We start from the raw sequence: 26,230 nt of genomic DNA on the forward strand, positions 1-26,230 counted from the left end.
TTTGCTCTCTCTCCTGCAAGGAGACAAGCTTTAAATTGCCTCTTTTTCCAGTTCCCTCTTTTTTGAGGAGAGGGTTAAGGAGAGGTCAATTAAATATTCACCGCCACTCCCCTTGCAAAGTGAAAGCCGCCCAATAACGAGGATGTTTCCAAGCTGGATTTTGCAAATCTTTCCTTTGCCACATTTGGCGTTGGGCGAAATTAAGGGCGGCGGCGGGAGATTTCTTTTGTTCCAATATTTGTTTGTAGAATGCAATCATTAACTCCTTGGTAGATTTATCGTTCACCTTCCACAGAGACACGGTGACTCTAGCTGCACCTGCATACATAAAGCCTCTTGTCAAGCCCACCAGCCCTTCACCTTGGACATCATCGCCTAGTCCACTTTCACAGGCACTCAGCACAATTAACTCTGCGGGTAAGTCGAGATTGAAAATATCGTTGAGTCGCAGAAAGCTTCTGGTTTGGGGTTTACCTTGTTTATCTACCAGAGACAGCACGATACCTGATAAAGCTGGGTTTACTGTGTTGAAAATCCCGTGAGTTGCAAATAGCAGATAGCGATATTGACGTAACTGTTTGCTGGTTGCAAAGTTGTAGTTAGCATCTAACCCAAAAGCGGAAAGCTTGTTATTAGGAGAATTCACCAGTTCGAGAATTGCTTCTCCCTCGGCTTGCGTATTTGGTAGTGGTTCTAAAACCTCATTGGTGTTTCTCAAAGATGTTTCTAAAGCTGAACGGTCGAGGTTGTTTTCCACAGATGAGGGTTTATCATTCTTCAACGGTGTATCATCAGCACTAAATACAGGATTTGCGAGGACAGCTAGGGTTTTGGGTGCTTTGTCGCGTATTTTGAGTTTTTTTCTATGAGTTGCGAGGCTAGATATTGAAGGAAGATTGACAATTTCATGGTTCACAACCAAGGGTTGATATTTGTTGCTGGTTGGTGATTTTCTGGGTTCATTTAAGGCTGCGAATGATACTTGATGTAAAATTCCATCTGCAACGATGACTAAACGTTTGTTTCCTAACTTCCCTGCTACATCATTAAGGATAAGTTGACTGAGTGCGTCTGCGGTTTTTTCTGTCTCTGCAATAGCATCGGCGATATCTACTGGGGTTGGGTTATCAATTAGTGGCTCCTTGACAAAAATGTTAAATTTATTTGCAGCTTTGGCTATTTCTTCTTGTCCAGGAAGTTCGTAACTTTCTAGAGGAGAATTAGGAGTAACTACCCATAAATAGCTGCGTTTTTCACCTAAAGAATATTGCAATAGGATAGTATCTTTATCTAATTGCTGTTGAATTTCTGGTAATTGCAGGATGTCTTTAGGGTCTGTTAATTCTGCATATTCTGGGTTTGTGGCACGGATTTTAGCGGTGAGTTTTTGTGATTCTTGGATAATATTGGTGATTTCTTGGTTGGTTTTGTTGATGAGTTCAGTAGATGAGCCTTTTTGACTTAATAAGTCTGATAAACGCGTTTCCTGCAATTTTAGTTTATTCTGCAAACGACGTTCTTCTGCTAATAGTTGTGGCTCAACATCTTTACGGAGATTGACGTTACCTGCTTTTAAAAGTTCTACCAAACTTCTAGCGCGGGCGCGTTCGCTGATGTGGAGTGCAACAGCATCGCATCTATCTTTGATTTTGAGTTTTTGGATATTGAATTCGCATACTTTGGTGGGGTCTTCTTTGTGCAGTTGCATCAACAAGTCGATGTAAAATTTGTAGTAATTCTGCACTGTAGCGAAGTATGAGGTACGCAGTTCATCGCTTTGGACATTACCGCGTATGCTTTCAACAATGTTGATTGTAGTTTGGATGTTAGAAAGTGCGGCTTCGAGTTTTCCGAGATTGCGTTGGTTGATGGCGATTAGGTAAAGTGCGTCTGCTTCGCCTGTGCTATCTTTTAACTCTTGTCGCAGCTTTAACTCTTCATTCAGCGTATCTATCGCCTGCGGATACTGTTTTGATAAGGCGTAAGTGACACTAATATTGTTGAGAGTTTGAGCTTCTAATCTACGAACTCCCAATTGGCGGTACTGTGATAAAGTCTTTTGATGATTAATTAATGCTTGTTTATAATCACCTTTTGAGCGATTAATAATACCAATCAAGCTGAGAGCGGCTGCTTTGGAATATTTATCTCCACGTTTTTCTGACAAAGATAATATACTTTCAGCATTTTTTAAGGCATTGGGAAAATCCTTTTTTAACTCGTAAATTCTTGCTAAACCCATAAGTCCTGTGATTTCAAATTTATAATTATTTTGTTCTCGTGACAATGACAAGACTTGATTGTGATATTTGATAGCTTCGGGATAGTCTTCCTTTGTCATATACAAGTTACCAATTAAAGGAAGAAGGATAAGCTCAAATGGCTTATCTGGTATTTGTCTATATATCTGTAGTGCCTGCTTGTAACTTTTAATACTTAAGTTATAGTCACCTAATAGCTCGTAAAGAGATGCCATATTGCTAAGAGTACGAGCTTCTAGATTTTTATTGTTTGTTGAACGTGCAATATCTAATGCTTCATTATAAATTTCTAAAGCCTGCTGATAGTCTCCTTGTAATGTATGGATATCAGATTTTTCATTAAGAGTTACGGCATATCTTTCTATGTCTCCAGTAACATTCTTATCAAGTTCGAGTGCTTCCTTTACAAATTCTAATGCTTTGTGATTATCACCAATATAATTCTTATATATGCTGATAATACGTTGAATACCCAGGGACTCTAAGGCTGTATTACCTCCTTTTTTAAAGAGAATTATTGTTTGTTTATGATGTTCTATTGCTCCTTGATAATCTCCTCGTGATGTGTAAATATCAGCAATTTTTTGAATGGTTAAACCTTCCTCAATTAATAAACCTTGTGTCTGTTGAATATTTCTGGCTTTATTTAAATAATCAAGAGCCTCTTCATTTTTACCTAATTGATGATGCAGAGAGCCAATATTTCTCAATGTTTCTGCTTGTGCTGGCAATAAATCTTGCCTTTTCTGCTGAATCTCTAGAGCTTGCTCATAGTATTTTAAAGCGGTTTTAGGTTCGCCCATTTGCGAATAGCTGAAGCCAATCTGATTCAAAACTGTGGCTTGTTGTGGCAAATCCTTTAATGTATCACGGTAAATTTGTAACGCTTGATTTAGCGGTTCAAGAGTCTGGGGTATCTCACCTAATCCAGTGTGTGTGCTAGCTATAGATATCAACACTAAAGCTACAGCATCAAATTTTTTTTCTGCCCGAAAAATTGACTCCGCTTGGTTCAAAAGAGTCAGAGCTTCTCGCGCTTTACCAGTCCTAGTGTAAGCTTGAGCAATAAGTGTTAATGCAGATGCTTCAAGTACAGGAAGTTTGAACTCACGGGAAATATTTAGAAGTTGGTTGAAATACTTGAGTGCTTCTAAATTTTCTGAGGAAATAGAATAAATTACACCAATTGCTAAATTTATTTCAGCTTCTTCTGTACGCAATCCTAATTCTTGGACAATTTTCAACGCTTGTTGATATTTCTTTATCGCCTGCTCATATCCTTCTCTAGTCCCCTTTTTCTTTAATTCCTTCGCTTCTTTAACTAGCTTTACACCCTGTTGGTATAAATTTTGTTGCTCTGGATTCAAGGGAATTGATGGGGTAGGTGCTGGTTGCTGTGCAAGATATATTTTCTGCTGATTCTGATAACTTCTCAATAATACTTGCTTATCGCCAGCTTCTAAAGATGGGAAATTGTCTCGATATTTATCTAATAAAATTTCTGGCGATCGCTTTGGTGAATAGTTATCTAAACCACCAACCTTTGCACCCACCGCATCAGATAACAAAACTACACCCAGTAATCCAATTAAAGTGTAACGAGAAACACGAGAAAATGAGCAGCAAAAATTGCGCTGAAACTTAGCGTTTTTGTTCATGCTGAAGCCTTGATAACCTATTAGTTACTTCGTTTTAGATATTTATGGGTGAATTATTTAACAGTTACTTAGTTATCAATTTTATTCTTTGGGTTGAAGTCCCCGACAAAGAAAGTGAAATGCTTTGGTAGTGGGTTTAAATCCCCTACCATATGCCTGATAACTGTTCAATGCTCACTGGTTTAAGGAATCTCTTTCTGATTCCAAGGTTGAGTTTATAACCTTCATTCACCTGAATTGACGTTGTTACCAAAATAGATACAAAATTTTGTAAAATCTTCCTGATTACTCGTTTTAGCTTTATCTAGCGAGGTTTTATGTCGATTTAGATCCTCAACTTCTTAAAGAAGTCGGGGATCTAAGGGTCAAGTGAGCAATACCAAGTAATTTTGCTAAACTCTAAATCATCATCAGGAGTAAGTGTGATGTTTCAAGCCTTACCAAAAACGATCGCTTTTGAAGAATTCCTCAATTGGAAGCCAGATGGCGGATGTTATGAACTATACGATGGGGTAATTGTTGAAATGCAGCCAGTAGGAGATCATGAAGAGATTAATGGTTTTTTAGCTAAAAAACTAAACGTGGAATTTGAACGGCTGAGTCTTCCATACTTCATACCTAAGCAAGCACTAGTCAAAGTTCCTGACAAAGAATCAGGTTATTCGCCTGATGTGATAGTGATAAATCAAAAGAATCTTTCAGCAGAACCGATGTGGAAAAAGTCCTCAACGGTTACTCAAGCTGCGTCAGTTCCCCTAGTTATTGAAGTCGTCAGCACTAATTGGAGGGATGATTATGCATCCAAGCTGGTTGACTACGAAACTTTTGGTGTTCCTGAATACTGGATTACTGATTATTTAGCTTTGGGCGGTAGAAGGTACATAGGTAATCCGAAACAACCGACTGTTTCCGTTTACTATTTAGTGGATGGTGAGTATCAAGTTAACCTGTTTCGAGGTAGCGATCGCATCATATCGCCCACATTCCCAGAATTAAACTTGACCGCCGAACAGATTTTTCAAGCTGGGCGTTCAGAAAATCAATTATGATCGCAATGCAGACACTCCCATAGGGCCACGAGTTACGCCTAGCTGATTTTGCAACTTCAACTCTCGCCAGAGTTGGGAACCTGTAATTTCACCTTGTAGTAGTTGACGGTAGCGATGTATTGTTTTACTCACTTGCTCTGGTGTCTCATTCACAAACTCAATACGAAACTGACGTAATCCCAGTTCTATCAGACGTTGTACGTACTCGGCTCCGGTTTGAGCAGTGCCGTTAAATACAGTATTACGGCAACCTATATCTGCTTTGAGGATGTGTTCAGTGCCTACACGGTCTTTTAATTTAACTTCCTGCTTATCACAAGGTCGTCCACAGTTAGTGTAGTCTGTACCCGTCGATAGAAAAGCACAAAAAACACAATGCTCCATGTGAAACATCGGTATATGCTGATGGATTGTCACCTCAAACCACTGGGGAGGGCAACTGGTGAGCAGGTCTTGCAGTTGGGTAATATTCAGGTCATAGGATGCCGTCAGCCTTTCTAAACCAAAGTTTTCCTGAAAGTAGTCTGCTGTTAAAGGATTAGCAACATTGAGTGAGAAATCTCCAATACAACGGTCTGTGGCAAAAAATTGTAGTTGATCATAGTTCCGCACCAGATAGCCATCTGCCCCACAAGCACGTACTTGCTGCAAAATCCAGTTTTCCCCCGGCTTAGTAATTCGGGGTGGTGCAACCCAAATTGTGGGGAGTGGGGATTGTTGTCTTAGTTGGCGCACCATTTGCACCGCGTCTCGGTAGGCACGGGGATCTTCAAATTCACAGTACAGCGTTTCAACACCAGCTTTGAGCGCGGTCTGGAGTTGCTTGAGGTTACGAACTAAGACGATAAGTGAAGGGGATAACGGAGACAAGGGAGATGAAGAGGGGAGTAAATCTTGGAAAGAAACATCAGAACGCAATTCCCAGCGTTTGGGTTGACTCCGCAATTCTTCTAACTGTGCTACCATTTCCCGGCGCATCCGGTTTAATTCACTTACGGGTAGCATGATAGCACCGCTAAGATGGTTGGTTAGCGTTCCTAAAGAGAAGGGGGTGTTACCCAAACGACCAAATTGTTCTTGTAAACGGCCTGTATTGAGGGGTTTTGTGTGTGCTTCTTGAAGTGAAATTACAGATTCTACTTGTATAATATTGCCGAGTTGATCGCGAGCGATCGCAATCAACGCCTGACCAACTTCTCCATAAACCTCCAAGTCAATTGGACGCTGAAATTGTGGGTTCTCACCTGCAAAACTCTGCCGCAATTGCTTATCGAGTTCTGGATCGCTGGTTTTCCAAATGCGATCGCCTATATGCACTCGGCGCAAGTTTAGGTCATTTCTACCAAAGGTCAGCACACTTTCCTTACCTTTGCAAACCACTCCATAAACTCGCCCGCCTTCTTCCTTCGCCTCTGGATGACCGTAGTCAAATACAATTCCATCCCCTGGTTTGACAGGCGCTTCCAATTTGACTGTTACCTCTTCGTTGTGAATGCGGCTGACTTCACCTAAATAAACCCCACGTTTTTTACCAAAACGGGCGTGAACTAGTTCCTGATTATTAATCCCGCCAAACCAACCCGTGTAGAGTCCGCGAGAAAATGCCATTTCTAGGTTGTAATGTTCTTGATTTGATTGACCTCTCCCCCAGCCCCTCTCCGTTGGCGTAAGCCTGCCGTTAGGCATAGCGGAGAGGGGAGTTTTTATTCCCCCTTCCCTTGTAGGGAAAGGGGTTAGGGGGTTAGGTCTTTCCAATTCTGTCATCACCACATCCAAGGCTTGCCGATAAACACGGGTGACATTAGCAACATACTCTGGAGCTTTCAAACGACCTTCAATCTTGAGACAAGTTACTCCTGATTTCACCAAATCTGGCAAAACATCTAACCCTGCTAAGTCTTGAGGACTAAGTAAATATTTGCGATCTTTTAAATTCACAACTTCGCCATCAGCAATTAAATCGTAGGGCATCCGGCAAGCTTGGGCACATTCACCTCGATTAGCAGAACGCCCACCTAAAGCCTCACTAGTCAAACACTGGCCAGAATATGCCACGCACAAAGCACCGTGAACAAAGACTTCCAAGGGTAGCGAAGTTTCCTGTAGGGCAATCTGCTGCTGTATTTTATTGATTTCCTGAAGAGAACATTCACGCGCCAGCACCACCAATTGACAGCCGAGAGACTTAGCAAATTCCACTCCAGCCGCACTGGTGATGGTCATTTGGGTGGAAGCATGGATGGGAAAATCGGGCGACAGGTGACGGATGAGACGGCATATCCCCACATCTTGAACAATCACCGCATCCACACCTGCGGCAATAATTGTGCGGAGATATTGCTGTGCTTCTGCTAGTTCTTTGGGAAATATTAGTGTGTTGACAGTGACATAACCCTTTACGCCGCGCCGATGCAGAAATGTCATCAATTGGGGTAAGTCTGCCTCAGTAAAGTTTTGTGCCCGCATTCTGGCGTTGAAGCGATCCAAACCGAAGTAAATCGCATCTGCCCCATTTTCCACAGCAGCTTTAGCACAGTCCCAATTACCTGCTGGCGCGAGTAGTTCAGGACGTTGAAGGGAGGGTTGGGAAAAAGGGCGTTGGCGTAGCCCATCGGAGATATCGCTTTTCATTAGATTTAGGAAAGGTTAACTAGCACCATAGTGATTTTATCGAAGTTAATCACCCGATCTGTTCTCTGTTCCCTATCTCTACAAGTAATTTAAAAAATCAAATACTAGTCCCATATAGGACTTACGCAAAACCCTCCCAAACTCTGAAAATCTCCTGCTACCTAGAATTAAGGGCTTCCAGTAAAAAAGGCATTGCATCCCTGCGGGACGCTTACGCGAACGCGGAGCGTCCCGCAAGTTACTGGGGGTGCAAGACCTTGCACCCCTACAAATCTCCAAATAATTTGGGATAATTTATTTTTTGCAAGTCCCTTAAAGGCAGAAGGCCAACTTCTATATAAGGGGTTTTATTGCAAATGCAGGTATGAAATATAAATCTACGGCAAAGATTAAACTTCTTGTTTCGTAACTATTATGGACTGAATTGATCTGCGATCTGGCATCAATGAGTAACACAAGGACTCATACTGATTTAAAGCTTGCTCAAAAGCATAATGCTCAACAGCATATTGGCGACTTTTGTAACCCAGAGTTTTGACTTTTTCGGGGTTTTGGTACAAATCTAAAATTGCCGTCGCTAAAGCTTGAGGATCTTCTGGAGGAACGATAACTCCGCCGCCACTTTGCCTGATAGCTCGTGCTGCTGTACCATTATCGGGAACAGAAGCAACTAAAGCCCTTCCACTGGCAAGTAGCACTTGAATTTTTGACGGCATATTGAAGGATACAATATTTTTCTTTTGCACAACTAAGCCCACATCCGCAGCTGCTAACATTTGTGGCAAAGATTTGCGGGGTTGAAACGGCAAGAGCAAAACATTATCTGCACCACAGTCTAGGCATTCCTGTTGCAATCGCTGTAAACCTTTTGCCTCTCCAACGATGACAAAAACAATCTCTGGGATATGACGCAACACAGAAGCAGCTTTGACAACGCTTTCTAAGCCTTGGGTTAGGGCAATGTTACCAGAATACAGCACTACAAATTTGCCATTCAGATTATGTGCTTCGCGGAAAGGGTTATTTTCTTTAGGCAAAGGGCGGATAAAATTTACATCAACCCAGTTGGGAATTTGCACAATTTTGTCAGCTTCTACGCCCTTAGATCGCAAATTGTCCACAAACCCATCGGCGATGACGCTAATTTTACTGGCAGTGTGGTAAGCAAATTTTTCCAAGACTGTAAATAACTTTATAAGCAATTTATTTTTCAGTAGACCGACATGGACGGCCGCTTCTGGTAATATATCTTGTAGATTTAAGATCACAGGACAAGCACGTAACCATCCTAAAAGAGCAACTGGTACACAGCTTGGCAAGGATGGCGATGTTGAAAGAATCACATCTGGACGCCAACCGATGAGGGCAGGCACAAAACTAGTGACAACGAAACTAGCATCTAGCAACACCCGATCCAATAGGTTGGGTTGTGGACGAATCCAAACGTAACTGCGTTGAATTTGAACGCCATTTTTGTATTCAGTGATATACGCCTTGCCACGATATTCCTGGTAAATTTGACGCTCAGGGTAGTTGGGCATAGCAGTGACTACGCGCACCTGATGCCCACGTCTCACAAGTCCCTCTGCTAATTCTGTCATCAGTGGGGCAATACCAATTGGCTCTGGATAGTAGTTGTAGGAGTAAATTAAAATCCGCATAAAAATTAGTCCGAGTAACCCGGTTTTTTATTTAATGACAAATATCTGTCTTAAACATTATTTGGAGCTTGGCAACCCCTATATTTAATTGTGACCCCAGACTCCCTTTCTGTCAGGGATTTTCCTTAAAGATTGAGTGAACTTTGATATAAAATACTTAGAGTAATTATGAATTTTTTTTTACTATTTAAGCTGTCTTCAAACTGTTCATTTTTGATTTTACCTACGTAGAAGGCCTAAGTATATTAGGCTTTACCAACCCTAAGAGCAAATTGGGATAGTTAACATTAATTCTTCCTAGGAGGAATGACATAACAAACTTTAGTAATATCTGATATTAATAATAGTTCTTTATAATACTAGTCATTTCATGAGCGATCGCCCTTGTATTTTCTCTTTTTTTGCTGGCTCAGGCTTCCTAGATTTAGGTTTTGAAACTAGCGGTTTTAATATTGTTTATGTCAATGAAATTTTTCCCCCATTCATCGCCGCATATCGCTATTCACGAGAAATTCTGAAAATGCGATCGCCTGAATATGGATATAATCACGGTGAAGCCGCAGATGTTACAAAACTGATCGTCGGAACAGAAGCACAACGTCTTCAAGAATTAGTCAAAGACTGCCGCAAATCTCATCATATAATTGGTTTCATCGGCGGGCCTCCCTGTCCTGATTTTTCTATTGGTGGGAAAAATAGGGGACGTTTAGGAGATAATGGTAAACTTTCTGCTTCTTATGTTGAATTAATTTGTCGCAATCTTCCAGATTTCTTTTTATTTGAAAATGTTAAGGGGTTGTGGAAAACGACAAAGCACCGTTCATTTTTTGAATCGCTCAAGCAACAATTAGTAGAAGCAGGCTATATATTAACTGAGCGGTTAATTAATGCTATCGAATATGGTGTACCCCAGGATAGACAAAGAATTATCTTAATTGGTTTTAAAAATAATTTTCTTCAGGAAATTAAAATAGCATTTGATAAGAAATTAATCTCTGAAGAACTTTTTCCTTGGAATAATTATATTGTATATCCTCAAGAAAAAGTTTTTGCTTACCCCTGGTGCGGGTGTGAACCATTCAAAGAAAATTCTCTAATACCTTGTCCTGATGGCATACCTGAAGAACTGACAGTTGAATACTGGTTTAGAAAAAATAATGTTCTGAAGCATTCCAATGCTGAACACCATTTTCAACCAAGGGCAGCTATCACCAAATTTGCTGCTGTTCAAGAAGGAGATAATTCCAAAAAGTCTTTTAAACGTCTGCATAGATGGCGTTACTCTCCAACAGCTTGCTATGGAAATAATGAAGTACATTTACATCCTTACAAAATTAGGCGGATTTCTGTAGCAGAAGCTTTAGCTATCCAATCTTTGCCTGCAAATTTTGTACTTCCAGAGAATATGTCACTTACAAATATGTTTAAAACTATTGGTAACGGTGTTCCATATTTGGCATCCAAGGCATTAGCTCAAACTATTCTTAACTTCTTAACAACTAGTGTGAAAAACACTGTTGATATTTCTAGGGTTAGTACTACTTAAGGTTAACTTAAATACCTACAGTAGTAGCGAGACATCTGTAAAGCCGATATTCAAGATAATTGAGCAAGTTCTTTTCAGGATAAACTCGTAATAAATGTGGTTTAATATATATATAAGAAATGTTTTAATTTTTTATAAAGTTTAATAATCAATAACTGGCAGAAGACACGATGGCAGCAGACTATCCAAACATTGATATCGCGCCATTTATCGATCACTCCCTGTTAACCCCAACGGCTACTCCAGAGCAGGTTGAGCAATGGTGTGAAGAAGCATATAGATTCAATTTTGCGGCGGTTTGTCTGTTCCCCGCTAATGTTAAGCAAGCAGTAGAACTCCTCCACGGTAAAAACCCCAAAGTCTGTACGGTGATTGGTTTTCCTTCTGGTGCAACGACTTCAGCAGTGAAACTATATGAAGCCCAAGAAGCGGCGGATAGTGGGGCCACTGAGTTAGATGTGATGATGAACTTGGGCTGGTTAAAAGCTGGCAAAACTGAAGAAGTCCACCGGGAGATTGCCGAAATTTGTGAAGAGACTGGGCAAACAGTCAAGGTAATTTTGGAAATCAACCTGTTGACAGATGCGGAGAAAAAAATAGCTGCTGAAATATCTATGGAGGCAGGAGCGACATTCTTAAAAACCAGTACAGGCTGGAATGGTGGAGCCACAGTCACAGATGTACGACTTTTAAAGGAACTTGCAAAAGACAGAGTGGGAATTAAAGCTTCAGGTGGTATCCATACTATGAATCAAGCTCTAGACTTAATCGTAGCGGGTGCTACTAGATTAGGCACATCTCGCGGTATGGATTTGCTCCGCCAGCGCGATAACCTGGGAAAGGGTAATTGATTAGCTAGTTTTTGCTAACAATCGCTCACAAATGCTAACATAGTGGAATGGCTTATGTACCACTACGAGAAGCAGTCAAAAAACTTGGATTGCATCCGAACACGCTAAGGAAGTACGCAGACAATGGCAAAATCGAAAGCATCAAAAACGAAGCAGGGCAAAGACTCTTTGATGTCGAGTCCTACCGTCGCGGTGCAGCACACGCATCCATTATTTGCTACTGCCGGGTTAGTTCAACCAAGCAGCGAGATGACCTTGGAAGACAAATTGCTTATATGCAATCCCTCTACCCAGATGCCGAAATCAGACGCTCCTTACGTCGCTAACGCTTCGCTATCAAAGATATCGGCAGTGGAATCAACTTTAAGCGCAAAGGACTGCAAGCCTTATTGGACAGACTTATGCAAGGAGATAAGCTCACGCTTGTTGTTGCCTGTCGTGACCGACTCGCGCGGTTTGGATTTGAGCTTATTCAATATATGGTCGAGCAAAACGGTGGACAAATCGTGGTTCTCGACAACACTGTACACTGCCGCGAAATCTGCCACGGGGATACTCCCCGGTGGCGAGTTTCGCCAGAATCAGAACTTACCTCGGATCTTCTCTCCATCCTCCACGTCTTCTCTTGTAGGATGCACGGACTCAGGAAGTACAGTAAAAAAATCAAGGAAGATCCGGATCTTTCTCACGGCACTACAACGGCAGACTCTTAAGCAATGGTTTGGTGTGTCTAGGTTTGTTTACAATACGACCGTCAAACTACTGCAAGATTCATCAATAAAGGCTAATTGGAAAGCGATTAAGACTGATATTTTGAATGGCTTACCAGAATGGAGTAAGTCAGTTCCATATCAGATTAAATCAATCGCTATTAAGGATGCCTGTAAAGCTGTTAGTAATGCCAAGAGAAAGTATAAAAATGGTGGTGGTAAAAGCATAGTTAGATTTAGAACGAGGAAAGACTCTGTGCAATCTTGCTATATTCCCAAGTCTGCGGTAAAAGACGTTGGGATTTATCACACTATATTAGGTGAGGCGACCTTTAAAGAAGCCTTACCACAAAGCTTTGGTGACTGTCGTTTAGTATTCGCTTACCGTGATTACTATCTGACAGTTCCTCTTAACGTGCCACGACAAAAACTCGATAACCAAGGGCGTGTTGTGGCACTTGACCCCGGCATCAGGACATTTATCACATTCTTCTCTGAATCTAGTTTTGGTGAAGTCGGAGCATCCGCTAATCTCCAAATTCAAAAGTTATGCTTTCGCTTGGATAAGTTAATTTCTAAGTTCACTAAAGCCAAGTGCAAGCAAAGAAGAAGAATGAAGATTGCTGCAAGCAACCTACGAGGCAAGATTAAAAACCTTGTGGATGAACTGCACAAGAAAACCGCTCGGTTTTTGGTTGATAACTTTGACATAATATTGCTGCCAACTTTTGAAACATCCCAGATGTCTAAAAAGGCTCATCGTCGAATTAGATCAAAGTCAGTACGCCAGATGTTAACACTTTCTCACTACCGATTTAAGCAATTTATTAAGCACAAAGCTTTTGAAACTAACAAATTAGTAATAGATGTCAACGAAGCGTATACATCAAAAACAGTCAGTTGGACTGGCGAAATAATCCACAAACTTGGTGGTGCTAAATTTGTCAAGTCTCCATCTGATGGGCGCGTGATGAGCCGGGATCTAAATGGTGCGCGAGGGATTTTCCTTCGTGCATTGGTTGATACGCCCTCCCTTAAAGAGTGTATTTGTTAATGAATGTTAGCAAAAAGGTATCGGTGAATAGTCATTTGTCCGAAGCTAATGACCTTTGACCAATGATTAATGACTAATAACTACTAATGGCTAGTGACTAATGACTAATGAGTAGAACCTACAAAGCAACTGGTATTAATCTTAAAACCCAGGCGCTGGGAGAATCGGATAAAATAGTGACGATTTTGACACGGGAATTTGGTCTGATTCGAGCAGTGGCTCCAGGGGCACGTAAACACAACTCCAGTCTGGGCGGTAGGAGTGGGATGTTTGTTGTCAATGAACTATTGATTGCCAAAGGGCGATCGCTTGATAAAATTACTCAAGCACAGACGTTAAAAACTTATCCTGGTTTAGCTAAAGATTTGGGAAAATTGGCTGCTAGCCAATATTTAGCAGAAATAGTGCTGTGTGAAGCTTTGAGTGAACAACCCCAAGAAGAACTTTATGATTTGTTCAATGAACATCTCCATCGGTTGGAGGCGGTATCTAGTACAAATCCATCTGGTGTTTTGGCTCATCTCGCTCATGGGGTGTTTCATCTTTTAGCTTTAGCAGGGCTAACACCGCAAGTGCAAATCTGTTGTCTATCTCAGCGTCCCCTGAAACCAGACTTTACAGACCCCAACTGGCAGGTAGGATTTAGTATCGCTGCGGGTGGAACAATTTCCTTAGAAGCTAGGGAACGGTTACGAAGAGAGGGGGAGAGGGAGATCAGAGAGATGAGGAAAGACCAATACCCGATGACGGCAGTTGCTCCACTTGGGGAGACCCCAAGACCGCACTGCCTCCCTAATGCCCCATCCCCCATCCCTAATACCCAAACAGTTGTTGTGCATCGGCAAGAAATACCTGTGATTTCTAGTCGCCTGAGTGCTATGGAACTGGCTTTGCTTCAACATCTGTCACAACCAGAGATAATGCAAATTGATGGTGCTAGAGATCATAACTGGTTATCTGTTGAGCAGATTTTGCGCCAGTATGCTCAGTATCAATTAGGTCGCCCTATTCGCTCTGCTACCTTAATCGACTCTTATTTTGCTGCCAACCATGATGCAACCGTCTGATTTGGATAAAAAAATCCTGCCTTTGTCACCAAGCCTCGCCAAAAAACAGAATAGGATATCAGATCCTACAGGCAGGAATCATTTAACTGCCGTTCCCAAGTCTACACCTAGTCAAATAAATGGCCAAGAAATGTCTCCAAAAGACGTTTCTAAAAACCAGCAAAGTTGGACAGAGGAAATCCCAAAAACTGATGTTCCCAGCCAATCAGAAAGACAATCTGAGGATAAATTAACTACTGCTGAGGTAGATAGCAACGGCACTCGCAATGGGCAGAACTTGTCAGTAGCCACTATCCCAGAAAAAGAACCAATGAAATTTGATGGTTCTGGTTCAGGTGAAGAAACTGTTTCCGGAAATGTACAACAGCAAGGGTTTTTGCCTGTATTAAAAAACCCTAATTTCCTGGCTCTTTGGGGCGGTCAAGTTTTTTCCCAACTAGCAGATAAAGTTTATTTAGTGCTGATGATTGCTTTGATTAATACTCAGTTTCAAGCAGGTAATCAGAGTATTAGTGGTTGGGTATCAGTCTTGATGATGGCTTTTACTATTCCAGCCGTATTGTTTGGTTCCGTTGCTGGCGTGTTTGTCGATCGCTGGTCGAAAAAGGCTGTGCTGGTGGCAACGAATATTTGGCGCGGCATCCTGGTTTTGTCAATTCCCTTTCTGATGTGGTTGACTCATGACTGGAAACCCATAGGAGTGCTGCCAGTTGGTTTTTTGATCATTCTGGGTGTGACTTTTTTAGTTTCCACGCTGACACAGTTTTTTGCACCGGCAGAACAGGCGGCAATTCCCTTAGTGGTAGAAGAACAGCATTTACTCTCGGCTAATTCGCTTTACACAACAACGATGATGGCATCGGTGATTGTTGGGTTTGCCGTTGGGGAACCGTTGTTAGCGATCGCAGATGGACTTTGGCTGCAAATTGGTGGTAGTGGTAGTTTGGGCAAAGAATTTTTAGTCGGTGGTAGTTATGCGATCGCTGGACTAATTTTGTTCCTGTTGGCAACTAACGAAAAACACCACGACCCCGGTACAGAATTCCCTCACGTATTCTCTGACTTGCGGGATGGTTTTGCCTACCTCAAAGCAAATCATCGCGTCCGCAATGCTTTACTTCAGCTGATTATCTTGTTTTCTGTCTTTGCAGCATTAACTGTTTTAGCCGTTCGCATGGCAGAAATAATTCCCAACATGAAAGCCTCACAGTTCGGCTTTTTACTAGCAGCCGGCGGTGTTGGCATCGCTGCTGGAGCAACCATCCTCGGTCAATTTGGTCAACGCTTCTCCTATACCCAACTAAGTCTGTACGGTTGTATGGGCATGGCAGCATCCCTAATTGGTCTATCAGTATTTACAACTCAACTATGGCTAGTCTTGTTACTAGTGGCGCTATTAGGTATCTTTGGGGCACTAGTAGGAATTCCTATGCAAACCGCAATCCAAACAGAAACTCCTCCAGAAATGCGTGGTAAAGTTTTTGGATTGCAGAACAATGTAATTAATATTGCTCTTTCCTTACCTTTGGCATTAGCTGGTGTCGCAGAAACGTTTCTGGGATTACAGGCAGTCTTTTTGGGATTAGCTGTGATTGTCTTTTTAGGAGGTATCTTAACCTGGTATAACTCACACAAGTAGTTATCATCTAACAGCAGCTATTATTAATTACTTTGAAGTAATTAATATTTACTTAAAGCTTTTCTGTTCATGGTAAACTGTGGTCAGTGAAAATTTATCACATACTTGCGGGATATCAATCTGACATTAATCAGAATAAGTTGTTTAAATATCAGAAACAAACAACTTATAAGTAAAAGAAATAAAGCCATAAATCCACTGGTTTCATGAGCTTAAAATAGGCTTTTATAACCAGATTTTGGTGGTAATATCTAATAATTAAAAGGCCAGCAAGTACAGCTAGATAAAATTAAAATCACAAAGGACACACATAGATCAAACTCGCTTTTCTTACAGCTAAATAAAGAATGCGTATAGCCTGGATTGGAAAAAAATCACCCTTTTGCGGCAATGTCACCTACAGTCGAGAAATTACAAATGCCTTGTTAGATAGGGGACATCAAGTTAGCTTTCTTCACTTCGCCCAAGAAGACTCTGAACCTGACAATTGGCCAAATCTTCGAGAGGTTTCACTCCCTTTCATTTACAAGTCCCAGGTTTACACAATCCCCACTTTTAAAGCGACCAAACTTTTAACGGAGGCGCTGCGAGAAATCAAGCCAGATATAGTCCATGCTTCCTTGACACTATCTCCTCTAGACTTTTTTCTACCAGAAATCTGTGAGGAACTGAGGTTGCCGTTAATTGCCACTTTTCACACACCGTTTGCTGGTAAGGGGGCAAAGCTGATATCGGGAACACAGCTTTTGGCCTATCAGCTCTACGCACCTTTTTTAGTTAACTACGATCGCGTGATTGTATTTTCCCAAATTCAGCGAGAATTATTAGCAGGGATGGGCGTGAGGGAAGAGAATATTGCTGTAATTCCCAACGGTGTTGATCCCGTCAAGTATTCTCCAGGACTTTCTCAAATCAAAGCAGAATTTAAAGCTGAACGTTTGTTTGTCTATCAGGGTCGCATAGCACCAGAGAAAAATGTCGAAGCCCTCCTCCGGGCTTGGAAGCAGTCGGCAATGGGGCCTGGTACTAAGTTGCTAATTGTTGGCGATGGGCCTTTAAAGTCTTCCTTAGAGCAATTTTATGGTTCAGAATACGGCATTATTTGGTTGGGATTTATCGCTGATGAAGACCGACGAATCGAAATTTTGCGGGGTGCAGATGTATTTATTTTGCCTTCATTGGTAGAGGGTTTGTCCCTATCTCTGTTAGAAGGAATGTCATGTGGGTTGGCTTGTTTAGCAACAGACGTGGGTGCAGATGGAGAAGTATTGGAAAAGGGCGCAGGTATAGTTATTAGTACCAAAACAGCGCGATCGCAATTAAGAACCCTCTTACCAGTGTTGCAAGACCATCCAGAGTTAACAACTTTACTTGGGCAAAAAGCTAGAGTGCGTGTATTAGACCGCTATACCCTTAGTAAAAATATTACTCTACTGGAAGAACTTTATAAAGAAGTTTTAGCACAGCGACCTCTACCATTAAGTCGGAGAGCGTAGAGAACGCCAGTTATTACAACAGATAGTGCAGCGTTAACGGAAAATTAGACAATAGCAAATGGAACCAACCATAGACCAACTTAAAGCCTTTTTCCGTTTAAGCGTTCGCACCAGTAATTTACTACGGAATATAGAATTAGTTAGATTTGATCAAAGAACAAACAGAATCGTAGTTTTAATCGGTGAAACAATTTAGGTAGAGATTCTTAGCAATGGAGAGGAGATTATCGGATGAGTGACTATTTAAATTTGTCAGAAAAAGAACTGCGGGAATACGTAAAAGCCAACCCCCAAGATGAAGAAGCATTTCAATATTTCCTCAGTATTATAAGAGCCAAGCCAGGGCGGGTAGTGGTCAGTACTGATGAACAACTAGAGGCAGAGCTAAAGAAAAGACTGGCATCGTGAAATTGCTCTTAATCCCCTACAAGATAGGATAAAGCTCTATAGAGTATATCTGTGGAGTTTTTGGTTTTAACGATACTTCTTGCTTAAGCTAAAATGTAAATAATTATCGGCAAAAATTAATATATTACGCCTTATGTGAGTTAAAAATTCTCAAGTAATATCAAAGGTTTCAGCCTTGGCTTTAATAATAAATTTTAGCCTTATGAACGAGACTGCGTTGTTTCAGCCTCCAACTCACATAAGCCGTATATTAGTTAGCATTAAAGAATAAATAACAGTAAATTAAAGCTATCAAATCAACAAATGACTACAATCATTGACATAAAAACATTATATGAATCCAATTACCTGCAATGGTTAGAGGAGACTATTAAATGTCTCAAAAATCGACAATTAGCAGATGTTGACTATGAAAACTTAATAGAAGAATTGGAAGATTTGGCTAAAAAGGAAAAAAGGCGAGTAAGAAGTTTATTGGAACAGATTATTAGACATTTATTACTTTCTCAATATTGGGATTTAGAAAAGCCAAGAAATGCTAATCATTGGGCTGCGGAAATTATTAGTTTTCGGAACCAACTAAATGAAGACTTAAGTGCCAATTTACGCAATCATTTAGAAGAGAATTTAAGCATAATTTATAGCAATGCTTTAGATTATGTTAGGGCTAAAACAAATTTAACCAATTTACCCGAATTATGTCTTTATACCTTAGAGCAAATTTTAGATAAAAATTGGTTGCCTTAATCTTAAGTTTTTATTCTTTGCGCTAAACATATTCATATTTTAACTAAGAAACATCATAAAATTAAGTCGCTGAATTATCTACCAAAGACCATCCCAAAGTAGTCGGCTGTTCATAAACCCGTTTTAGAGTATTTACATCTCTAGGAGAAATAGACGACGGGTTACGAACTTGAGAAAAATATAGCGCATCAGTTTGTAGCGGACTATGACCCCAAATTCCCAGCGCATGACCGAATTCGTGGCGGGCTGCTGCAATGAGATACTCACCTGTTTGACTGGGGCTTAACAAGATGGTGAAGCGGTGAGATAAAACTTTGTTGCTGGTGTATAACTCGTAAGTAGTTTGTGCCGATCGCGCACGGGTTATATTACTACCTGGAGAAATTTGTAGAGGTGGAACTTTTCGTGCGATCGCAATATCAGCAACTTCTGGCTGTTCGACTATTTTTAAAGGTAAATAACTACTCCACTCCTGTACACCCTTCAAGACATCATTAACCCATGCTTGAGCTTGTTTTTCGCTGATAGCTTTAGACGGTTCTACATAAACTCGAATGGGAAATTGCGACCAAACTAAATAACCTACTTGGGTTATTGTGACTTGGGAAAAGTAGTCACCACTGTTAGTGCTATCTTGCCACTCTGCGAGTGTGGGCGGTAAGGGATGTGGTTTTGGGGAAGATGATGGAGGGAGAGAGATTATTAAATCTGAGTATGCATATTTTGGTATTATTGTAAACCCATGAATCGACTGGAAATTAGTAAAAAAGATTAACAGCCCTGTGCCAAGAAAGAAGGCAAGAGCTGTAATTAACCGCCGTGAAATTAAATTTATTAGAGTGTTAAGTATCGGGTGTTGGGTTTTTTTCCCCATTGACTTATCCTTATTTAGGCAGCCAACCAGCACTTAAAACTACTGTTAAACCCATAAAAATTACTGTCAATGCCCAAGTAATTCGGTTTAAGGTATTTTCTGCACTTTTGGTGCTGCTAAATAGCTGGGCTTGTCCACCAATGGCTCCAATGCCATCACCTTTGGGGCTATGCAGTAAAACCAAGATAATCAAACCAGTAGCGGAAAATGCCCAAATGCCTTGCACGATATTAGCAACTGTCATGGTGGAATCTCATTTATAACAAGTTTTAAAAAACAGGAGTCAGGAGTTCATTAATAACTCCTAACTCAGGACTCAGCAATTTTTTACAGCCCTAATTGCACGGGAGTGCGAGTGCGTTGCAGCTCATAATCTGCTGTTTTTAGCAGCGATCGCCCGGTCATTTCTGGTGGCTGAGGCAGCTGTAAAATCTCTAGAATCGTGGGGGCGATGTCGGATAGCTTGCCATCGCTTCGCAGTTCGACATTTGTACCATATCCAGGAATTTTGACTTTCTCGCCTTCTACCAAGATCAAGGGGACTGGGTTAGTAGTATGAGCTGTCCAGGGATTACCCCCCTCATCTAGCATATACTCAGCGTTACCGTGATCAGCAGTAATAATTGTTGTACCACCGGCTTTGATAACGCTCTCTAACAAGCGTCCCAAACAGCGATCAACTGTTTCAATTGCTGTAATGGTAGCGTCGATTTGACCAGTATGCCCTACCATGTCTGGGTTAGCATAGTTAATCACAACTAGAGAATATATACCCTTTTGAATCGCTGCGATCGCAACATCTGTAACTGCTGCTGCTGACATCGCTGGGGCGTGATCGTAAGTCGCTACCATCGGGCTGCTTACCAGTTCCCGATCTTCTCCAGCAAAAGGTTCCTCCAGTCCTCCATTAAAGAAATAGGTGACGTGGGCGTATTTTTCTGTTTCGGCGGTGCGGAACTGATTCAGACTATGATTGGCTATGACTTCTCCCAGAATATTACTGAGATTCTGCGGCTCAAAGGCTACAGCCACGGCTAAGTCTGAATCATACTGTGTAAAGGTGACAAAAGACAGTGGTGTGATTTGCTGTCTTTCAAAACCATTAAATGTGGGACTGACCAAAGCTTGAGTTAGTTGTCTGGAGCGATCGGGGCGGAAGTTGAAAAATATCACCCCATCCCCTGGTTCTATTGCGCCGGGTGCAATTCGGATGGGGTTAATAAATTCATCTTTTACCCCTTCGGCATAAGATTCTTGCAAGATTTCCACAGCCGTGCGATTATCACCTGTACCATCTTGGGTCATCACGTCGTAGGCGCGTTTTACCCGATCCCAGCGATGATCGCGATCCATCGCGTAGTAGCGACCGCTGAGGGTGACTATGCGCCCAATGCCTGTACGGTCTATATAATCTTGCAGCAGTGTGATTGCTCTTACACCGTCAGTTGGGGCGGTGTCACGACCATCGGTGATGGCGTGAATACAAACTTCTGGAATTCGCTGGTCTTTGGCTAAGTCAAGTAGCCCAAATAGATGAGTAATATGCGAATGTACCCCTCCCTCAGAACAAAGCCCGACTAGATGCAGCTTGCTATTCCGAGAACGAACTTCCTGGCAAATTTTGACGAGTGCTGGGTTTAAGGCAATAGAACCGTCTTCGACCGCATCAGAGATGCGTACCAGTTCTTGCGGTACTACTCGCCCAGCGCCAATGTTCAAATGACCAACTTCCGAGTTGCCCATTTGACCCTCTGGCAACCCTACGGCTTTTCCTGATGTGCGGATGAGGGTATGCGGGTAAGCTGTCCATAAACTGTCCACAATGGGAGTTTTAGCAGCATTAATAGCGTTTCCTCGCTTTTCCTCGCAGTAGCCCCATCCGTCTAAAATGACTAGCACCACAGGAGCAACAGGTGCTTTGGTCATAGTAAAATTGCCCTTTACTTTTTGTAATACCCGAATGATACCACTGCTAATCCACGCCGCAAGTGAATTTTTGCTTATTAATTTATTTTATGAAAGACTTAACAGTTTTTTGAATGATTTTTTAAACTTTAGCAATTTTTTTGTAATTTTGTTGAGCGCCAATAATAAGTGATTACTTAGTAGTAGCATTTTAGCACTACTACTAAGTCGGTATTCAATCTCTTATTTCTTTTTGGTAGAAGCTTTTGCAGCTTTTTTAGCAGCTTTTTCAGCAGCGATCGCAGCTAATTTTGCTTGTTCTTTTTCTTCGGCAATTTTCTGGAGATAGTAATGATAGTCTCCTAAGTAAACCCGGAATTCCCCATCACGAATTTCGACGATTTTGTTAGCTACTTCAGAAATAAAGTAGCGATCGTGGGAAACTACAATTGCCGTACCGTCATAATTTTTGAGCGCTTCTTCCAGCATTTCTTTCGCTGGAATATCTAGGTGGTTTGTCGGCTCATCCAAAATTAGTAAGTTCGCGGGACGTAAGAGCATTTTTGCCAACGCCAGACGAGCTTTTTCTCCTCCACTTAATGCCCCAACTGCTTTAAATACAGTATCACCAGTAAATAAGAAGCGTCCTAAAAGCGTGCGAACTTCTTGATTATCCCAGTCTGGAACTTCATCATGGATAGTTTCCATGACAGTTTTCTTCAAATCCAAAGCTTCAGCTTGATTTTGCTCAAAGTAACCGGGAATAACGTTGTGATCCCCTAATTGAACGCTACCTTCAGTGGGTGGTTCCATCCCCATAATTACACGCAGCAGGGTAGATTTTCCAGCACCGTTGGGGCCAAGGAAAGCAATGCGATCGCCCCTTTCAATGAGGAGATTTGCTGCCAAAAACAAGATTTTCTCACCATAAAGATGGGTTAAATCTTTAATTTCTACTACCTCGCGTCCACTGCGGGGTGCGGGGGGAAAACGGAAGTGTAGAGTTCTTACCCCAGCAATGGGTGCTTCAATGCGTTCAATTTTGTCGAGTTGCTTTTCCCGGCTTTTTGCCTGGGTACTGCGGGTAGCACTGGCACGAAATCTATCAACAAAGGTTTGCTGTTTCTCTATTTCTTTTTGCTGGCGTTCGTAAGCACTAAGTTGTGCTGATTGACTTTCGGCTTTTTGTTCTAAATATGCCGAGTAGTTACCAAGGTAGCTAGCAGAAACGCCACGTTCCGTTTCCACAATTTGGTTGCAGAGGCGGTCAAGGAACTCCCGGTCATGGGAGACTATTACCATCGGCGTAACCAGCCCTCTGAGGTAGTTTTCCAGCCACTCAATGGTTTCTAAATCTAGGTGGTTAGTCGGTTCATCCAGCAGCAACAAGTCGGGTTTTTGCAGGAGAATTTTACCTAAACTCATCCGCATTTGCCAACCACCACTGAAGGCACTGACGAGGCGATCGCCATCTTCTAGCCCAAACCCCATCTCTGGTAGAATTTTCCCGATGCGTGCATCTAAATTGTAGCCATCTAAGGCTTCAAATTTACGCTGCAAGCGATCCAACTTGTCGATCAGTCGATCCAGTTCCTCTGGGCTAGCCGTTTCCATCTCTTGTGGTATGTGCGCCAGAGACAGCTGTACTTCGTTGGCTTCTTTGAAGACAGTCCAAAATTCTTCTCTAACAGTGCGGGTGGGGTCTACTTCAAACTCTTGGTTAAGGTAGGCTATATGTAAGCTATTAGGACGAATGATTTCGCCTGCGGTGGGTTCCATTTCCCCAGAGATGATTTTGAGTTGGGTGGATTTTCCAGCACCGTTGACACCGACTAAGCCAATGCGATCGCCTGGTTTAACTTCCCAGTTGATATCTTTGAGAACTTCGCCTGTGGGATAAATTTTACTTATATGTTCTAGTCGCAGCATTAAGTTTCTCTCAGGTAGGGAGTGGGTGGTTGAGGACGAAGTACTAACACCGCCTCTAATATTAACAAAAATTAACTATAAATTCGTCGTGATTAAGTTTGGAAGCCGCAAACCAAATTTGGCTTGAGCCACGGATAAAATTTACCACATATATCTCAAGGCTGGCTTTGTGTTACTTGTCTAACTTCTTCGACACTGAAATCAAATGCCTCTGCCACTTGTTCCACAGTCACCCCAAATTTCAACAAGGTGGGTATTAATTTTAATTTGGCTCTACGCTCCCCTATTTGGATGCCATCATGATAGAGTTTCGCATTTTGAACTTTGTTTATAGTTAAACCTAATCCCTCGGCAACTTGCTCAATAGTTAACGCTAAATTTAATAGACGAGGTACTGATTGCCGTAAACCTTCCAAACGCCCTTCTTCAAATGCTTCTTGATAAATTTTTGTATCTTTGAAACTCATAGTTCCTATGTTGTAGTCCACCAATTCCTCTACTCCTTGATCAGAAGAATCCTACTGCGCGGCTTGTCTGACTTGTTCGACACTCAAATCTAGCGCCTGTGCTACTTGTTCTACAGTCAACCCGGCTGCCAACATTGCTGGTACTGCTCTGAGTTTACCTTGCTCAATGCCTTGAACCCTACCTTGTTCAATGCCTTCCTGAAAGGCTTCCTGATAAAATTTGGTTTGCTTTAACTCGCTTAAGCCAAACATTTGCTCCATCTCCTCCCTAGTCATTGTGGGAAACTTGTAAGCCAAAATAGTCTCTATAAATTGTAATAACTGCTGCTGTTTTGATGGTGAGCTTATCTCTGACTCGGTTCTGTCTATCAACTCCCTTGCTTGTGCGATCGCTATATCGTCAGTTGCAATTACTAATTTAGCAGTTGCAATGCCAATTGGAAGCGATGCACCTTCACCTAATTCATCCAAATAAATCCGCCTGACGCGCCCACTTGTGAAAAACTCACGGTAATGTTTGATATCTCCTGTATCTACATTCCTGTTGGGGTATAAAACCACAGCACCCCAGTCATTTGATGGTTGATTCTGACGGAGGTATAAACATATTTCTGCAATTAGCCGTGAATAAATTTCTCCATCAGCTTGAAATTGCACTTCAACAAAGTAAATCGGGTTCTCACTTCCTTGTGTCGGTAGAAACACACCATCTATTCTGAAGGCTGTTTGTTTGATTTCAACTGATGAAAATTGATAAAGGCTAGCTTCTTCTGGAGGATTACCAATAAGTTCAAAGAAGATATCAGGGAATTCTTGAAACAGCCGATAAAAGATGATGTCTGTTTTCACAACTTTATATCATTTGAATATTTTGATTTGCTGTTCATGTATTAATTGATTCTTCAGAACCATCTCGCACTTTCAGTAATTGCTCTTTTGCTATCCCTAATATACGTGAAAGGGGTGCTAATAAACTATCATCAAATGCTTCTCCGGCATAAATATTATTCAGTTCAGTGGGAGATAATTTAAAAGTGTCGCAGAATTTTGCAAACTCCTGGTTACTCAAGTCAAGCTCTTTTTGCCTATCTTGAAGTAAAACTGCGATCGCTCTAGTTCCATGCTTGGGAAGTTCACTAGTTTTTACAGATTTTTCCATTAAAAAATTGACTTTTCTGGTATCGCCGCCGATTTTTTTAATTAAATCAGTACAAGCCATTTTTAGCGCTTTCTTTAAAACTTCTTCTTCCTTTAAAAGTTTAATAATTTCACTTGCATATTCTGGTTTAAAAAATCCCACCAAATCGCCTTGATGATAAACTGGTATATAAGGATTATTCGTTTCAATTTGCTAATCTAAAGGCTCATTGCGTAGCGACATAGCTGCATCCCTAAATATTTTAAGATTGCACCATTTTAAAACCATTTATTCCTTAACTGCCAGTAGTTGCTATTTGGTCTAATACCAAATCTATGTGAGGCTACCTTGTGCTGAAACTATCTCCCTTAAAGCTGCGGTGGTGCGTGGTTTTAAAGAGACTCCCCTAAAAACCACTCGTACCCTTCTTTAAACTGCTTCTTTGCATCATGCTCTACAATGCTGCCATGAGCCACAATAACTCTTCTAAAGTCCCATCGCAGTACCTTTTGAACTGATTGTTTAACCTTCTCCTTTTCTTGAGTAGCCAACTGTTCTAACAATGATGGTCTAAGTTTCTTGTAACCTCCCATTATTTTGGCTACTAATTTTGTTGTAATTGGGAAACTTTCATCAAAGTAAAAAGCTGTGTCTGTCAAAACCAAAGTTTTACTTTCAGCATGAAAAAAATGTACTCATTTAAAGGTAATGCTCCACTTGGAAGAAAGGTTTTGAACCCTTCAAATAATAAACATTCAAGTTCGCCTAAAAGATTTTTGCCACTATCCTCTAATGCTTTATCAATAGATATCTCAGGTCTTTTAGCCTTCAATGCCGATACAGCATAGACCTTTGCTTGAGGATAGAGAGCCTTAAAGTTAGATAAGAACAGATAGTGAAAAAGATTTGGGGCAATAATATACTTAACATTTCCAAGCTTATTGAGTTGCTCAGTAGTTTCGTCATCAACTTGGATCGGGGAGATAACAGCTAATTCACGATTAGTGAAACGAATTACCGTCATTCTTGTACCGACACTCAATCCAAAATACCTTAACGGTTGCTCGGCGATCCAAATATTCTTATCAATTTTTCTGAGCATAACTAATTCCAGCAGCAGCTATGAGCGGTTATGTGTG

The 26,230-nt window shown here is 41.3% G+C and carries 24 protein-coding genes; 12 read left to right on the forward strand and 12 right to left on the reverse strand.

All coding sequences use genetic code 11. The annotated features are described in order from the left end of the window. Positions 1-97 precede the first annotated feature (97 nt). Positions 98-3,919, reverse strand: coding sequence for a CHAT domain-containing protein (locus ANSO36C_RS17825; protein WP_251955639.1), 3,822 nt, complete (start codon positions 3,917-3,919; stop codon positions 98-100). 425 nt (positions 3,920-4,344) lie between these two features. Here ANSO36C_RS17825 and ANSO36C_RS17830 point away from each other — a divergent pair, with 425 nt between their 5' ends. Next, the gene (locus tag ANSO36C_RS17830; RefSeq protein WP_251960361.1) at positions 4,345-4,968 is read left to right on the forward strand and encodes a Uma2 family endonuclease; all 624 of its coding nucleotides are present in this window, start codon (positions 4,345-4,347) and stop codon (positions 4,966-4,968) included. On the opposite strand, the gene ANSO36C_RS17835 is transcribed toward ANSO36C_RS17830, so the two are convergent. Together ANSO36C_RS17835 and ANSO36C_RS17840 are read right to left on the reverse strand one after the other, a co-directional pair. Next, the gene (locus ANSO36C_RS17835; RefSeq protein WP_251955640.1) at positions 4,963-7,599 is read right to left on the reverse strand and encodes a U32 family peptidase; all 2,637 of its coding nucleotides are present in this window, start codon (positions 7,597-7,599) and stop codon (positions 4,963-4,965) included. The genes ANSO36C_RS17830 and ANSO36C_RS17835 overlap by 6 nt on opposite strands. Positions 7,600-7,988: 389 nt before the next feature. Continuing rightward, on the reverse strand, positions 7,989-9,260 hold the full coding sequence (locus tag ANSO36C_RS17840) for a glycosyltransferase family 4 protein (RefSeq protein WP_251955641.1): 1,272 nt from the start codon (positions 9,258-9,260) through the stop codon (positions 7,989-7,991). Between the two features lie 370 nt (positions 9,261-9,630). Between ANSO36C_RS17840 and ANSO36C_RS17845 the strand changes: the two genes are divergently transcribed. The 11 genes from ANSO36C_RS17845 to ANSO36C_RS17890 all read left to right on the forward strand — a co-directional run bounded on the left by ANSO36C_RS17845 (position 9,631) and on the right by ANSO36C_RS17890 (position 18,778). Continuing rightward, the gene (locus ANSO36C_RS17845) at positions 9,631-10,806 is read left to right on the forward strand and encodes a DNA cytosine methyltransferase (protein ID WP_251955642.1); all 1,176 of its coding nucleotides are present in this window, start codon (positions 9,631-9,633) and stop codon (positions 10,804-10,806) included. Positions 10,807-10,976: 170 nt separating this feature from the next. Beyond that, positions 10,977-11,657 (forward strand): deoxyribose-phosphate aldolase, encoded by a 681-nt coding sequence (gene deoC, locus ANSO36C_RS17850; protein ID WP_251955643.1) that lies wholly within the window; start codon positions 10,977-10,979, stop codon positions 11,655-11,657. A 47-nt stretch (positions 11,658-11,704) separates the two neighbouring features. Continuing rightward, on the forward strand, positions 11,705-11,983 hold the full coding sequence (locus tag ANSO36C_RS17855) for a MerR family DNA-binding transcriptional regulator (RefSeq protein ID WP_251955644.1): 279 nt from the start codon (positions 11,705-11,707) through the stop codon (positions 11,981-11,983). Between the two features lie 63 nt (positions 11,984-12,046). Next, positions 12,047-12,370 (forward strand): hypothetical protein, encoded by a 324-nt coding sequence (locus tag ANSO36C_RS17860; protein WP_323374465.1) that lies wholly within the window; start codon positions 12,047-12,049, stop codon positions 12,368-12,370. Beyond that, positions 12,336-13,421, forward strand: coding sequence for an RNA-guided endonuclease InsQ/TnpB family protein (locus tag ANSO36C_RS17865; RefSeq protein ID WP_251960362.1), 1,086 nt, complete (start codon positions 12,336-12,338; stop codon positions 13,419-13,421). Before ANSO36C_RS17860 ends, ANSO36C_RS17865 begins: the two co-directional genes overlap by 35 nt. A 107-nt stretch (positions 13,422-13,528) precedes the next feature. Beyond that, positions 13,529-14,488, forward strand: coding sequence for a DNA repair protein RecO (gene recO / locus ANSO36C_RS17870; RefSeq protein ID WP_251955646.1), 960 nt, complete (start codon positions 13,529-13,531; stop codon positions 14,486-14,488). Next, positions 14,475-16,127, forward strand: a complete 1,653-nt coding sequence (locus tag ANSO36C_RS17875) for an MFS transporter (RefSeq protein WP_251960363.1) — start codon at positions 14,475-14,477, stop codon at positions 16,125-16,127. The genes recO and ANSO36C_RS17875 overlap by 14 nt, the downstream gene beginning before the upstream one ends. Positions 16,128-16,474: 347 nt before the next feature. Beyond that, on the forward strand, positions 16,475-17,623 hold the full coding sequence (locus ANSO36C_RS17880) for a glycosyltransferase family 4 protein (protein ID WP_251955647.1): 1,149 nt from the start codon (positions 16,475-16,477) through the stop codon (positions 17,621-17,623). 58 nt (positions 17,624-17,681) lie between these two features. After that, positions 17,682-17,819, forward strand: a complete 138-nt coding sequence (locus tag ANSO36C_RS34930; protein ID WP_410174616.1) for a DUF6888 family protein — start codon at positions 17,682-17,684, stop codon at positions 17,817-17,819. A gap of 35 nt (positions 17,820-17,854) precedes the next feature. Then, positions 17,855-18,031, forward strand: coding sequence for a DUF6887 family protein (locus ANSO36C_RS17885; RefSeq protein WP_251955648.1), 177 nt, complete (start codon positions 17,855-17,857; stop codon positions 18,029-18,031). 303 nt (positions 18,032-18,334) lie between these two features. Then, the gene (locus ANSO36C_RS17890; RefSeq protein WP_251955649.1) at positions 18,335-18,778 is read left to right on the forward strand and encodes a DUF29 domain-containing protein; all 444 of its coding nucleotides are present in this window, start codon (positions 18,335-18,337) and stop codon (positions 18,776-18,778) included. A gap of 61 nt (positions 18,779-18,839) precedes the next feature. Here the strand turns inward: ANSO36C_RS17890 and ANSO36C_RS17895 are convergent, their stop codons facing one another. From ANSO36C_RS17895 to ANSO36C_RS17935, 9 genes are all read right to left on the reverse strand, one after another. Continuing rightward, complete coding sequence (locus ANSO36C_RS17895; RefSeq protein WP_251955650.1) at positions 18,840-19,652, reverse strand: peptidase; 813 nt, start codon at positions 19,650-19,652, stop codon at positions 18,840-18,842. A 10-nt stretch (positions 19,653-19,662) separates the two neighbouring features. After that, positions 19,663-19,896: a preprotein translocase subunit SecG gene (gene secG / locus ANSO36C_RS17900; protein WP_251955651.1), complete on the reverse strand. Its 234-nt coding sequence runs from the start codon at positions 19,894-19,896 to the stop codon at positions 19,663-19,665. A gap of 83 nt (positions 19,897-19,979) precedes the next feature. Then, positions 19,980-21,578 carry a 2,3-bisphosphoglycerate-independent phosphoglycerate mutase gene (gene gpmI, locus ANSO36C_RS17905; RefSeq protein ID WP_251955652.1) on the reverse strand — a complete coding sequence of 533 codons (1,599 nt, stop codon included), beginning with the start codon at positions 21,576-21,578 and terminating at the stop codon, positions 19,980-19,982. A gap of 222 nt (positions 21,579-21,800) precedes the next feature. Next, positions 21,801-23,486 (reverse strand): ABC-F family ATP-binding cassette domain-containing protein, encoded by a 1,686-nt coding sequence (locus ANSO36C_RS17910; RefSeq protein WP_251955653.1) that lies wholly within the window; start codon positions 23,484-23,486, stop codon positions 21,801-21,803. Between the two features lie 155 nt (positions 23,487-23,641). Beyond that, on the reverse strand, positions 23,642-23,953 hold the full coding sequence (locus ANSO36C_RS17915; RefSeq protein ID WP_251955654.1) for a hypothetical protein: 312 nt from the start codon (positions 23,951-23,953) through the stop codon (positions 23,642-23,644). A 51-nt stretch (positions 23,954-24,004) separates the two neighbouring features. Continuing rightward, positions 24,005-24,802, reverse strand: coding sequence for an Rpn family recombination-promoting nuclease/putative transposase (locus ANSO36C_RS17920; RefSeq protein ID WP_251955655.1), 798 nt, complete (start codon positions 24,800-24,802; stop codon positions 24,005-24,007). Between the two features lie 34 nt (positions 24,803-24,836). Further along, positions 24,837-25,253 carry a hypothetical protein gene (locus ANSO36C_RS17925; RefSeq protein WP_251955656.1) on the reverse strand — a complete coding sequence of 139 codons (417 nt, stop codon included), beginning with the start codon at positions 25,251-25,253 and terminating at the stop codon, positions 24,837-24,839. Positions 25,254-25,483: 230 nt separating this feature from the next. Beyond that, positions 25,484-25,750 carry a DUF4336 domain-containing protein gene (locus tag ANSO36C_RS17930; protein WP_251955657.1) on the reverse strand — a complete coding sequence of 89 codons (267 nt, stop codon included), beginning with the start codon at positions 25,748-25,750 and terminating at the stop codon, positions 25,484-25,486. Further along, entirely contained in the window at positions 25,747-26,193 is a 447-nt protein-coding gene (locus ANSO36C_RS17935; RefSeq protein ID WP_251955658.1) for a DUF4336 domain-containing protein, read from the reverse strand. Before ANSO36C_RS17935 ends, ANSO36C_RS17930 begins: the two co-directional genes overlap by 4 nt. Positions 26,194-26,230: the final 37 nt, after the last annotated feature.

This window comes from Nostoc cf. commune SO-36, from assembly GCF_023734775.1.
GTDB lineage: Bacteria > Cyanobacteriota > Cyanobacteriia > Cyanobacteriales > Nostocaceae > Nostoc > Nostoc commune_A.

Excerpts from the sequence above, each read along its gene's own strand:
- ANSO36C_RS17825 (WP_251955639.1), bottom strand. The coding sequence starts at position 3,919 with ATGAACAAAAACGCTAAGTTTCAGCGCAATTTTTGCTGCTCATTTTCT.
- ANSO36C_RS17830 (WP_251960361.1), top strand. The coding sequence starts at position 4,345 with ATGTTTCAAGCCTTACCAAAAACGATCGCTTTTGAAGAATTCCTCAAT.
- ANSO36C_RS17835 (WP_251955640.1), bottom strand. The coding sequence starts at position 7,599 with ATGAAAAGCGATATCTCCGATGGGCTACGCCAACGCCCTTTTTCCCAA.
- ANSO36C_RS17840 (WP_251955641.1), bottom strand. The coding sequence starts at position 9,260 with ATGCGGATTTTAATTTACTCCTACAACTACTATCCAGAGCCAATTGGT.
- ANSO36C_RS17845 (WP_251955642.1), top strand. The coding sequence starts at position 9,631 with ATGAGCGATCGCCCTTGTATTTTCTCTTTTTTTGCTGGCTCAGGCTTC.
- deoC (WP_251955643.1), top strand. The coding sequence starts at position 10,977 with ATGGCAGCAGACTATCCAAACATTGATATCGCGCCATTTATCGATCAC.
- ANSO36C_RS17855 (WP_251955644.1), top strand. The coding sequence starts at position 11,705 with ATGGCTTATGTACCACTACGAGAAGCAGTCAAAAAACTTGGATTGCAT.
- recO (WP_251955646.1), top strand. The coding sequence starts at position 13,529 with ATGAGTAGAACCTACAAAGCAACTGGTATTAATCTTAAAACCCAGGCG.
- ANSO36C_RS17875 (WP_251960363.1), top strand. The coding sequence starts at position 14,475 with ATGCAACCGTCTGATTTGGATAAAAAAATCCTGCCTTTGTCACCAAGC.
- ANSO36C_RS17880 (WP_251955647.1), top strand. The coding sequence starts at position 16,475 with ATGCGTATAGCCTGGATTGGAAAAAAATCACCCTTTTGCGGCAATGTC.
- ANSO36C_RS34930 (WP_410174616.1), top strand. The coding sequence starts at position 17,682 with ATGGAACCAACCATAGACCAACTTAAAGCCTTTTTCCGTTTAAGCGTT.
- ANSO36C_RS17885 (WP_251955648.1), top strand. The coding sequence starts at position 17,855 with ATGAGTGACTATTTAAATTTGTCAGAAAAAGAACTGCGGGAATACGTA.
- ANSO36C_RS17890 (WP_251955649.1), top strand. The coding sequence starts at position 18,335 with ATGACTACAATCATTGACATAAAAACATTATATGAATCCAATTACCTG.
- ANSO36C_RS17895 (WP_251955650.1), bottom strand. The coding sequence starts at position 19,652 with ATGGGGAAAAAAACCCAACACCCGATACTTAACACTCTAATAAATTTA.
- secG (WP_251955651.1), bottom strand. The coding sequence starts at position 19,896 with ATGACAGTTGCTAATATCGTGCAAGGCATTTGGGCATTTTCCGCTACT.
- gpmI (WP_251955652.1), bottom strand. The coding sequence starts at position 21,578 with ATGACCAAAGCACCTGTTGCTCCTGTGGTGCTAGTCATTTTAGACGGA.
- ANSO36C_RS17910 (WP_251955653.1), bottom strand. The coding sequence starts at position 23,486 with ATGCTGCGACTAGAACATATAAGTAAAATTTATCCCACAGGCGAAGTT.
- ANSO36C_RS17915 (WP_251955654.1), bottom strand. The coding sequence starts at position 23,953 with ATGAGTTTCAAAGATACAAAAATTTATCAAGAAGCATTTGAAGAAGGG.
- ANSO36C_RS17935 (WP_251955658.1), bottom strand. The coding sequence starts at position 26,193 with ATGCTCAGAAAAATTGATAAGAATATTTGGATCGCCGAGCAACCGTTA.